The organism is Mesorhizobium prunaredense (genome assembly GCF_900156895.1).
GTDB lineage: Bacteria > Pseudomonadota > Alphaproteobacteria > Rhizobiales > Rhizobiaceae > Mesorhizobium > Mesorhizobium prunaredense.
The window spans coordinates 1-10,247 of the sequence record NZ_FTPD01000058.1 but is presented as its reverse complement, the minus strand read 5'-3'; the positions used below and the strand labels follow the sequence as shown (position 1 = coordinate 10,247).

Sequence of the window (10,247 nt, the reverse complement as noted above, 5' to 3'; positions counted from 1 at the left end):
GAGTGGGAATAAAGGTCGGTCGTTCGCTAGCATTCGGCGTCTATCGAGGAAGCTTCATTAAGCGTCTGAATTTCATCTGCTTTCGTCTCTACGTCTATCGCTGACTATCGCCCCTAAGCGGAATCATTTGGCGGTAGATCTGACGGCATTCCTTTTCGCGTCATCTTCGCTGCAGACGATGCCGTCACTGCGCCGGACTCAAGCCTGTTGGCATCTTTCGAAGTAAGGCATTGAATCCAATGGGCTCTCCCAGAGCCTTGACGGTAAAGCGAATGACGGTAAAATTAGGCATTTCACAATCCTAGATGCGCCCATCCGTCTCCTCCTATGCTCACAGACATCGCGCTTAAGAAGCTGAAATCAAAAGATAAAATTTACAAAGTCACTGATCGTGACGGTATGTACGCGACCGTAGCTCCCACAGGGCAGATATCGTTCCGATACGACTACCGAGTGAATGGTCGGCGAGAGACAGTGACGCTGGGCCGCTATGGTGAGGGAGGCATCTCGCTAGCAGAGGCGCGTGACCGCTGTCTTGCCGCACGAAAAATGGTGGCGGCCGGAAAATCACCAGCCCAGGAAAAGCAGCGTGAAAAGCGGCGCCTGTCTGAGACTGGCACGTTCGGCGATGCCGGCAGAAGATGGTTTAAGGAGGCGAAGATGGCGGACAGCACGCGCTCCATGCGCAAAGCCGTCTTCGATCGAGACATCTTGCCGGTTTGGGATAAAAGGCTCCTCACAGAAATAACATCGGACGATTTGCGGGCGCTCTGTGCAAAGGTCAGGGACCGGGGCGCACCAGCAACGGCCATTCATGTCCGGGATATCATTAAGCAGGTCTATGGTTATGCCATTCTGCACGGCGAGAAGATCGCCAATCCGGCGGACGAGGTAGGACCGGCGTCGATAGCCACCTTCGAGGCGAAAGACCGGGCGTTGTCACCCGTAGAAATTCGAATCATGCTCAAAGAGTTGGAAAATGTGCCGACTTTGCCAACCATTCGGCTGGGCCTAAAGCTGATCCTGCTCACGATGGTTCGGAAAAGCGAGCTTCTGGACGCGACGTGGGATGAGGTTGACTTCGAGAACGCGGTATGGAGCATTCCCAAAGAGCGAATGAAGCGGAAGAAGCCACATAACGTCTACCTCTCCCGCCAGTCCCTCGACATCATGATTGCGCTCAAGACCTGCGCTGCTCACTCTCGATACGTGCTTCCATCTCGCTACGACGCCGACGAACCCCTGTCGCGCGCGACTTTCAATCGGATTACCATGGCGATTGTAGACCGCGCAAAAAAACAGAATCTGCCGCTTGCTCCCTTTACGGTGCACGATCTACGGCGGACTGGGTCCACCCTCCTAAACGAGATCGGATTCAATCGCGACTGGATCGAAAAATGCCTTGCCCACGAAGACAGTCGCTCCTCCCGCGGCGTCTATAACAAGGCTGAATACGAACCGCAGCGGCGCCACATGCTGCAGGAATGGGCCGACATGATTGAAGCGTGGGCGGCTGGCATTAAACACGCACCAACACTGCAGCCGATTTCCGGGGCAGCCGTCATCCTCGATCCGATTTGACGGGTCTCGTCTTTCGTGACCGCACGTCTGGTCCCGGGGCCAGTTCGATTGAACCAGCAGAGGACGCGTTCCGCCGTTCCTGAATCCACGCTTCGACTTCTCCCAGGTCCCAAACGACGCAGCGGGGGGCCAGATTGAACCGTCGGGGAAACTCGCCTCGTTGTTCCATTTCATAAATGGTCGTGTCCGATAGCGGGACGATTTCTCGCAATTGCGATCGGCGAACAGTGCGCACGACCTGTCGCGCCTCAATGTGCGGTAGAACCGGAAGGGGGTGATCCGCTGGCGCGGCCTCTATGTCCTGGCAGCTTTCGCGTTGAGTTTGCTTCTGCCGTTTGACCATTTGCATACCGAAGGGCTCCTTTCGGGCCAATGATCGCGCATCTGCTCCAATCTGAGTATAGCTCTCAACTACGAGCACATCGTCTCCTTCGACCAACCGGCGAGTTTGCGATGGTCGGCAAGCCTACGTCTTGCTCACGAGCGCACCGACTTCGCGACTGTGTCTCGAAGGCCTTCTGCCTCTTGGGCTGTTTGGACCGGTCGTCTTCGCTCACGGTCAACCCCTTTGCATGGCTCCACGTTGGGTGGATTCATGTAGTCCCGGAATCCAGGTCCTCATCGCTCGGATTCTCGGCTTGCGGAATGAACCTGATCGTCTCGGCGATGTCGCGGCGCGTGACAGTCCCGATGATCGGGCCTCCATTGCTCATCTCATACTGCCTCGCCTGTTCGAGGACGGGATGGAGCACCACGCCATCCATTGCGGGCTGGATCACGCGCTCGTAGAACTGGGTCAGGTTCACCTGAAATATCCGAGGGACTTGCTCACCCAGGACCGTCATGGCGTTCACCACCTCCAGAGCGGAAACCAGAATCGTTTCCAGCAGAGTGCGGCGACATCCATCACGGTGATTGTGCGGACAGCGAACACGCCCTGACATCGGCGGCGTGCTGTGCCCCGAAGATGGAATTCGAGACCAGCTTGCCCTGATCCTCAAAGCAGGTCGTAGCCATAGGAATAGTGCGCGGCGGCGATGTCAAAATCCGCCCAATTGGCCATAAGCTTGCGCACTACGCTCAGAAAGGCCGCTTGCGTGGCGGCAGGCCGATGGAAGCGACCTCAGCCTGGACATTCAGCAATCGCAAATTTTCGAACACAACCGGCCAGATGTGCCGGCCAGATCGCGCAGGCAACGTCCATAAATAAGCGATCTCGAGCTTGCTTCTAAGCGAGCCGCGCAATTTTGAATAAGCTCTATGGGCTTGGGCCTTGGCGCATGAGAGCTTGACACAAGGTCCGCTGTTCTCTATTTGTTCCAATCGATGGCAGTGAAAAAGAGTAGTTTCTGGTTTTGCTATCGCGGCGGCTTGAGCCGTCGATCCCATTTGCTGCCCATCGGCACAAGTTGGGCCCGACTTTCAAAGTTGGGGAGATTACGGAGGCGTGAGCCAACGTCATTTGGCCATTGCGAAACTTGCGGATAGGATACACACGACAGGCACGCACGGCGTGTTGAGGCGTTGTGGATTCAAAGGAAAGTGACGTTGGGCGGTTCGCATAACAAGCCTGATCAACCTGACGTAGCGGTCTTCAGAAAAGATGAAACATTGGACCGGCTAGCGGAAACGTTCAACGTCGCGCAGTTCGTAAGCTTCGCGCCGGCAGTCGGCGGACCCGCGCAGCAGTTCTGCCGCATCGCCGGTTTCGAGGCCAACCATCAGTTCGAATCCGTCGCCGATGCCATACAGGCTCTTTTCGAGCGCAGTTCCGAAGGCACGGTAAACGTTCGCAGCTTTAGTGCTCAGCAATCCCAAAGCCGCGAGTTTATCTACGGCGTGGACACCGCCGCTGCTGCGGTCACCGCGGTCGAGCGCATGGCCGACGAGGGGGCCTTCACGATTGTCAACGAGACGATCGATGTTTCGGACGGTGGTATCTCGGGCGTCGTGATGGGCGATGTAGTCGAGTTCCGCCCCGACATGACGCCTCGCGGAGTAGAAAATCCCGGGTTCGCGCGCCTTCCCACGGACAGGGCTGTCCAGCTCTTCAAGACAGTCTACGGAGTGGATGTCGATTTCGCCGACGGCCGAAACGGACGCCTTGAATTCAGTCTGCATCCCAGACCTCGGGGCTGGAAGAAGGGCAACGTGATCTTCTGGGAACATTCCGAGGATTTCTTCCCCACCGGGTTGGTCAAGGCCGAGTGGCCCAACGATTTCAGCCGCATGATCGGCGACAAGGCTTATGGGCTTCTGATCGCGGATATAAGCGGGTTTCCCGTTCCGAGAACCACGGTCATAGGCCGGCGGGTCGCACCCTTTTCGTTTGGCCGGGCTACGGGTCTTGAAGAGGTATGGATACGAACTAGCCCACGGGAGCAGGTGCCCGGCAAATTCACCACCGCACGAGGATGGCAAGATCCGTTCGCCTTGCTCCAAGCTGAGGATCCTGACGGCACCGCCATCTCTTCGGTGCTTTCGCAGAAGGGCGTCGCGGCGCAGTGGTCAGGTGCGGCGATCGAGACATCGACTGGTGTTCTCGTGGTCGAGGGGATCAAAGGAACCGGAGATCGCTTCATGGTCGGACTGGCAGATCCCGAACCGGTTCCCGATGGCGTTCTTGCACGGGTACGTGACGTGCATGCCAGGCTAGTCGGTGCTCTTGGCGCGACAAGATTCGAATGGGTCTTCGACGGCGCGGAGCTTTGGATCGTCCAGTTGCATAGCGGAGCCAGCGTATCGGACGGTGACGTCATCGTGCCCGGCGATGCCGGCGAGTGGGTGGACTTCGACGTCTCTCAAGGATTGGAGGCACTTCGGTCGCTCTCCTCCAGCCTGAAGCCAGACACGGGCATTACCCTCGACCGTAGAATCGGCCTGACCAGTCACCTGGCGGATGTTTTGCGGAAAGCACGGGTTCCGGCGCGCGTAGGCGCCCGGTAGTCTTTCTGAAGACGGGTATTCGAGAACTGGACTTAAACCAATAAGGCGCATGCTCGTTATACTTCGTTCGCAGCGCTCACAGGAGGAAGAATATGGCATACACGGCAGTAATCGAAGCCCGAAAGGCTGCAGAAGCTAAGCAGGAGAGTGTTCGCGAAGCCGTACGGCTCGGGCTGCAGCTCAAGCGCGAGGTGGAAGCGAAGAAGGCTGCACAGGAGTTGGTGCGCGCGCAGGCCCAGGTGCGCCGATAGTGCGCGTGAAGATGTACAGCGATGAGGACCGGCAGCGCCAGAATGGCGAGGCCGGGGACTCGGACCCCTGGAGACCACCCTTCGTCAGGGATTTCGGCAGGATTATCCACAGTGCCAGTTTCAGACGGCTGCAAGGGAAGACGCAGGTCTTTCCCGGACACGAGTCCGACTTCTTCCGAAACCGGCTGACGCACTCGCTCGAAGTCTCGCAAATTGCGGAAGGTATCGCGGACCGCCTGAATCATCTATACGACGAAGCTCTAGGTGATCGGAAGATCGACAGCAGGCTGTGCGCGGCGGCCGGTCTTGTTCACGACATCGGACACCCTCCTTTCGGCCACAACGGCGAGCGAGCGCTCGATGGGAAGATGAGGATGTATGGCGGGTTCGAGGGGAACGCCCAGACGTTACGCATCTTGAGCCGCCTTGAGAAGAAGGCGAAGTACGAAAAGCCTGTAGATGGCGACGTGCGTGCCGGCATGAACCTGTGTTTTCGTACACTGGCTGCCGTGTTGAAATACGACGTCGAGATAGAGACAGAACGCCCGGAGGCTACCAAGCCGAAAAAGGGGTATTATGCGTCCGAGGCAAAGATCGTCGCGGACATTAAACAGAAGGTCCTGGGTGGAACGCAGGTTCCGGCTAACACGAAGTTCAAGACTGTCGAATGCGCGATCATGGATATCGCGGACGACATCGCCTACTCCGTTTACGATCTGGAAGACAGCCTCAAAGCGGGTTTCCTGACCCCGGCGTCGATCTTGGGGACTGATGACGAATTGCTCGGGAGGGTCGCCAAGGACGTGACGAAACAGCTGAAGGACGAGATCGGCGAGACCATATCTATGCAGCAGGTCCAGGCGACGTTCGTGGCCATCTTCAGTGACATCTTCGCGACAGGCGAAACCAAGACGTCGGATGTTGAGGATGAACGGCAGCAGGCTGATATCGCCAACTTCATCAATGCGATAAGGGCTTCCCGTGATCTGAACATGGACGCCGGGAAGAGAATGAAGCTTTCGTCGGAACTGGTCCACGAATTCATCAACGACGTGGAGCTAACGATCAACGAAGAGTTTCCGGCGCTTTCGACGGTGAAGCTGGTCAAGAGTACGCGCATCAAAGTCGAAATCCTCAAGCAGTACACGTATCTGTCGACGATCTACTCGAACCGGGTCAAACTCGGCGAATACCGCGGCACCCAGTTGGTGGAAGATATTTTCGACGCGCTTGAGAAGGAGAACGGGCATCTGCTCATGCCGGACGACGTGCGCAAGCAGGTTCAGGATGCCGATAAAGACAAGGCATTGAAAGCCCGCCACATATGCGACTTCGTCGCCGGGATGACGGACAGGTATGCTGTGGAATTCTGGGCACGGCTTCGGTCCGATGCGGCGGAAAGCATCTTTAAGCCGATCTAGTCGAATGACCTGCGCAATCGAGGAGGAGCGGCGCTCGCTCCTCTACCGCCGTATCTGACGGAACATCGGCATGGCGATGAGGCGCGCTAATGCTTCAAGGATTTCCAGTCAGAAGGCAAACACTAGCTGGGGGTTCGATACAGACGCCTCCCGTCTCCATACCCACGCGTCGAATTCCCGGCGGGAGACGGACAGCAGATCAGCGGCGTAGCAGAAGACCGATCTAAGGAAATCGTAGTCCTCCTCGACGACGCCGACGCGTTTGGCAAAGGTCCTTACATGTCGGTCGACCGCGATCGAGTCGATGCCGACCAGGCATTGCATGTAATCCACCGTTTTTGGGCCGACTCCTCTGACATCCCGCAAGGTCAAGACGAAGGAGGCATCCCGCAAACGATTGCTTAAAATAGCTGCGCTCTCAACAGAATGCTCGCTCAGGAAACCGACAAGCGCCTCGAAGCGGCCTACTTTTTCGGGATGGTGCCAGTTGAGGAAGCGCGAGGTTTCTCCGCGTGCGACTAGTCCTACCAGCTCCGAAGTGCGGTCAAGATCGGGAAAGCGCTCGAGAATGGTCGAGACCCGCGGAAGGACGACGGACCTGTAATTCAGGCCCGCCTGCAGGACGCAGTCCGCGACAATCGCGCCCATGTGATCGTAAGAGGCGCGGACGGTCTCCCGCCTGATATCGGCTCCCATCTCGAGGGCATAATCCGCCACACGACGAGCAGCGACCAGCATCTGTATCGGCGAAGACTGCATTTCAACCGACCTTGCCTTGGGGCGTTACGAGGGCGGCGTCCTGTAGCGCATAAAGGCGTTCGACGCAATTCGGGCAGGCACCGCACGGGAAATTGCTTGCGGCCTGGCAAGAGAACGTTCGGCCGATCGGAACACCACGACGCAGGGCTTCCTGGACGACATCCGTTTTTGACGAGAAGCGGAAGGGGGAGGTGAACCGGACGGAACCTATGTTGTCGATCAAGCCATCGATACCGTTCATGAACTCTGCGGTGCAGTCGATTTCCTTCGCGTGGTTGCTGTTGATGAAACCTGTATACACATCGACGATTCCCAAGGTCTGCGCGCGAGCCGCCGCGGCCGCGAAGAACAGCATCGTCCGATATGGGACGTACAACTCGTGATCAGCGACGTTGTCCTTCCAAAGGTCTGCTTCCCTAATGAGTCTCGACGACGATCCGTTGAAGATGTCGGAGATATCGCAACGCTCGGGACGTCGCATGCCGCGGGGCAGGACCTCGTTTACCCGATCCCACTCCATCTCGACGCAGTGCTGGCCATAGTCTAAGAAAAAGGGAAACACATCCACGCCATCTGCGGCGAGCCGATAAGCGACGGTGGTGGAGTCAAGGCCGCCCGAGGCCAACAAAACCGCGCTTTTCATGACTTCGCCATCCAGAGTTTCGAAACGGCGTCGAAGATGCCGTTCAAGCATTGATCCAGGTTATCAGAATAGCGGGCGCTTCCGCCCGCGACCATCGTGTTGTTGTTCTCTCGACGGGGATCGAACGTGATGACCGGCTGTTGGCGCGCCATGGCGAAGCCCATCTCGACCAAGGTTCCCGGATCGCGATCCAGGGGAACGGCAAAAACGACCTCGCATTCGCCAAGAATCCCCAGATCCTTGGCGAACGTCTGTCTTAATACGGTATCCGGACTACCGAGCGGAAGCTCCCCGTTCTCCTCAATTGGCCGCCGGACGTTGAAGTTGTGGTATTTGAGGGCGTCTACGGCTCGATCGACTTCTGGTTTGTCGGTGTACGAAAAATCCGGGGCCGCCAGATAAATGGGAAAAAGCGGCCTTGCATGCCACGGCAAGATAGTGCCACCAAGGTTGCGCAGCTCATCTACCGAAAGCTTGAGTGATCGTTCGACATCCCGCTTGAAATCGTCGGGGTAGGTGGTTTGCGAATAGGCGGTCGCCGCACTCGCTCCGCGCCATGCCGCATCTCCCCATCCGGCCCTTGAAAGACCGACCATCACGGCGGTGTAGACGTCGCCGACCCCCACGGAATTGACAGTGACTGATAGTTGAGCGGGTATCGCATCGACCGATCCTTTTGACAGGTTGAAGAGGCGACTTCCCCCCCTGTTTTCTTTAAGAAGAAAAACTTCGGCACCCAGATCCGCTATCAAGGGTAGCATCGCGTCAACGGTCTCCGATCCGACGCGCATGAAAAGCGGAGACGACGTGGAAATCGCGATCCCCTTTACATTACCAGAGAAGACCTTCAGCACAGAAGGATCCGCCGTGTCGTAGGCGATATCGAAACTGAAATGCGCGTCATCGGAAAAGGCGCTCCGAACCTGCGCGAGATCAAAGCTGCCCGGGAAAACCAGGACCTCATGATACGCTGCGAGTGAATTTCCGACGTCGAGGATCGTGACTGCTTTTTCTCCGCGCAGCAGGTCCTCGTATCCTTGGTCAGCCACCTCGGTCGGGTCTCCGATCACCATGACGCCAGGAGAACCCGTGACTTCACCTAGCCAGACAAATTCCAGGCAACCGTGGGCGCTGAGATACCGCTTTGCCTGATCGAAAACATAACGCGGGCAAACCGCCGCTACGGCGTAATCAATGCCGCTCGCCCATAATCCGCGGGCTGCGTGAACGATACCACCCAGTCGCAACTTGCATTCGACGCCGGGGCGCGCCGTCGTAAAGTCGACAATGATTTCGCCGACGAGCAATAGGGGATCCATGCCGGGTCCTCACCGCGCCGTGAAGTCTGCCGATATCCTGGCTACTGGCAACATTCCCGAAGCCGTCATGACGCCGATATAGGCTATGCCGTCCTTCATGCAAGCTGCCAGGTAGTTGAAGCTTGTAGGCAGCGCTCCGACCTTCACGCCCTGCGGAGTCGCCGCGAACAGGCGTTTCTGGTGTAGGATGACTAGCTCAGTACCAACGGGAGGCACGGTGGAGTGCGTTATGAAGTAATCGCACAGCTCGATCTCTTCCAGAGAGCACGAGAATGCCTGCCGGCAGCGATCGATGCCGCTGGTCCCACCGGCCCCGTCGTTGCTGCGCGTGCCGGAATAATCCGTGAAATTGCTAGATCTCGTACTTCCCATTCGATAACCTCCCGACCTAGAACGCCAAGTTTGCAACCTGAAATGAATCTTGACGGAGCGCAACCCGCGTCCAGCTGTAGCCTGTGCAAGAAACGAACGCATTCCTGTCACAGGTGTGTCACTGCAACCGCTTCTGTTACATGTTCCATTGGCCAACATCGCCTTGAGGGATGCTTAATTAACTTCCGAGTTACCGAGCGACTGCATTTCCGCCGGACTTTCTCGTATCAAAGGCCGCGATGCGTGGACTGGATTGCGCGGCTGATCAGAGGTAGGAACGTCTTGGAGGGAGCCAGCGTTTCCCGGAAGGTTTCGTTCCGCTGGCCTACCCTCAGGCCACGAGCAGGCGGATTTCGTTGAAGCGATGCTAATGATCGTAAGCGTCAAGCAAGAGCCTGCGTCTTCGTTTGCGACTCAAGTCCAGAGATGTACCGATTCCACCGGTTCCGAACCGCGTCGCTGATAAAACTCGGGAAATTTGCAATGAGTTGGAGGTCAGTGAGGGAGGGTTCCCTCCGAACCCACCTGGTGGGTGGAGTAGTCTGACGGCTGACTGCCTCCCATCTATACAAAATCAATGCTGACATTCCGCTCCCGTGAAGAGTTTCGGGCGCCGGCAGGCGTACGAAAGTCCCCGAGGAAGGAACCCGCCGGCCACAGTCGATGGGCTATGGGGATTTCGATTTGCGGCCGGTGTCGGCGATGGTGCGACTGCCGCCAGGAAGCGCCACGATGGATGCGGACAGACTGCTTCGTAGCGCCTCCGCGCGATGTTGTCGGCCCGGCGCGCGGCTGGGCGCGGCTCTGTCGGCCTCGATGATCACGATGGGCACATGTAGATCCGTTGCCGGAGGCGGGGCGCCTGCGGATGAACGCTGGATGACGCCATGCCGGGTCATGGACACTTCTCCCGGTTCGTCGCCGTTGCGTGCGGCGGTCCGCGCGGTTGCCTCCA

General features: G+C 57.6%; 11 protein-coding genes. 4 read left to right on the top strand and 7 right to left on the bottom strand.

The features are described 5' to 3' along the window. Positions 1–327: 327 nt before the first annotated feature. Positions 328–1,581: a tyrosine-type recombinase/integrase gene (locus tag BQ8794_RS29125; protein WP_077382318.1), complete on the top strand. Its 1,254-nt coding sequence runs from the start codon at positions 328–330 to the stop codon at positions 1,579–1,581. Here BQ8794_RS29125 and BQ8794_RS29120 read toward each other — a convergent pair. Next, positions 1,562–1,816: a helix-turn-helix transcriptional regulator gene (locus tag BQ8794_RS29120; RefSeq protein ID WP_077382326.1), complete on the bottom strand. Its 255-nt coding sequence runs from the start codon at positions 1,814–1,816 to the stop codon at positions 1,562–1,564. The genes BQ8794_RS29125 and BQ8794_RS29120 overlap by 20 nt on opposite strands. Before the next feature lie 358 nt (positions 1,817–2,174). Next, positions 2,175–2,387 carry a hypothetical protein gene (locus tag BQ8794_RS35835; protein WP_167378880.1) on the bottom strand — a complete coding sequence of 71 codons (213 nt, stop codon included), beginning with the start codon at positions 2,385–2,387 and terminating at the stop codon, positions 2,175–2,177. Between the two features lie 736 nt (positions 2,388–3,123). Here BQ8794_RS35835 and BQ8794_RS29110 point away from each other — a divergent pair. From BQ8794_RS29110 to BQ8794_RS29105, 3 genes are all read left to right on the top strand, one after another. Further along, on the top strand, positions 3,124–4,527 hold the full coding sequence (locus BQ8794_RS29110) for a hypothetical protein (protein ID WP_077382311.1): 1,404 nt from the start codon (positions 3,124–3,126) through the stop codon (positions 4,525–4,527). Between the two features lie 92 nt (positions 4,528–4,619). Continuing rightward, positions 4,620–4,778 (top strand): hypothetical protein, encoded by a 159-nt coding sequence (locus BQ8794_RS35830; protein WP_164757361.1) that lies wholly within the window; start codon positions 4,620–4,622, stop codon positions 4,776–4,778. A gap of 11 nt (positions 4,779–4,789) precedes the next feature. Continuing rightward, positions 4,790–6,199, top strand: a complete 1,410-nt coding sequence (locus BQ8794_RS29105; protein ID WP_167378882.1) for an anti-phage deoxyguanosine triphosphatase — start codon at positions 4,790–4,792, stop codon at positions 6,197–6,199. 108 nt (positions 6,200–6,307) lie between these two features. On the opposite strand, the gene BQ8794_RS29100 is transcribed toward BQ8794_RS29105, so the two are convergent. The 5 genes from BQ8794_RS29100 to BQ8794_RS29080 all read right to left on the bottom strand — a co-directional run. Continuing rightward, the gene (locus BQ8794_RS29100; RefSeq protein WP_210189875.1) at positions 6,308–6,937 is read right to left on the bottom strand and encodes an HhH-GDP family DNA glycosylase; all 630 of its coding nucleotides are present in this window, start codon (positions 6,935–6,937) and stop codon (positions 6,308–6,310) included. Between the two features lie 22 nt (positions 6,938–6,959). Next, positions 6,960–7,601 (bottom strand): 7-cyano-7-deazaguanine synthase, encoded by a 642-nt coding sequence (locus BQ8794_RS29095; RefSeq protein ID WP_077382302.1) that lies wholly within the window; start codon positions 7,599–7,601, stop codon positions 6,960–6,962. Beyond that, a complete protein-coding gene (locus tag BQ8794_RS29090) occupies positions 7,598–8,920 on the bottom strand; it encodes a nucleoside 2-deoxyribosyltransferase (protein WP_143744744.1) in 1,323 nt (440 codons plus the stop codon). Before BQ8794_RS29090 ends, BQ8794_RS29095 begins: the two co-directional genes overlap by 4 nt. A gap of 9 nt (positions 8,921–8,929) precedes the next feature. Then, positions 8,930–9,292, bottom strand: coding sequence for a hypothetical protein (locus BQ8794_RS29085; protein ID WP_077382299.1), 363 nt, complete (start codon positions 9,290–9,292; stop codon positions 8,930–8,932). Between the two features lie 668 nt (positions 9,293–9,960). After that, positions 9,961–10,247 (bottom strand): hypothetical protein (locus BQ8794_RS29080; RefSeq protein WP_210189874.1); only part of this gene is annotated, 287 nt, incomplete at its 5' end.

Coding starts and splice junctions, on each gene's coding strand:
- BQ8794_RS29125 (WP_077382318.1), top strand. CDS start 328: ATGCTCACAGACATCGCGCTTAAGAAGCTGAAATCAAAAGATAAAATT.
- BQ8794_RS29100 (WP_210189875.1), bottom strand. CDS start 6,937: ATGCTGGTCGCTGCTCGTCGTGTGGCGGATTATGCCCTCGAGATGGGA.
- BQ8794_RS35830 (WP_164757361.1), top strand. CDS start 4,620: ATGGCATACACGGCAGTAATCGAAGCCCGAAAGGCTGCAGAAGCTAAG.
- BQ8794_RS29085 (WP_077382299.1), bottom strand. CDS start 9,292: ATGGGAAGTACGAGATCTAGCAATTTCACGGATTATTCCGGCACGCGC.
- BQ8794_RS29090 (WP_143744744.1), bottom strand. CDS start 8,920: ATGGATCCCCTATTGCTCGTCGGCGAAATCATTGTCGACTTTACGACG.
- BQ8794_RS29105 (WP_167378882.1), top strand. CDS start 4,790: ATGTACAGCGATGAGGACCGGCAGCGCCAGAATGGCGAGGCCGGGGAC.
- BQ8794_RS29095 (WP_077382302.1), bottom strand. CDS start 7,601: ATGAAAAGCGCGGTTTTGTTGGCCTCGGGCGGCCTTGACTCCACCACC.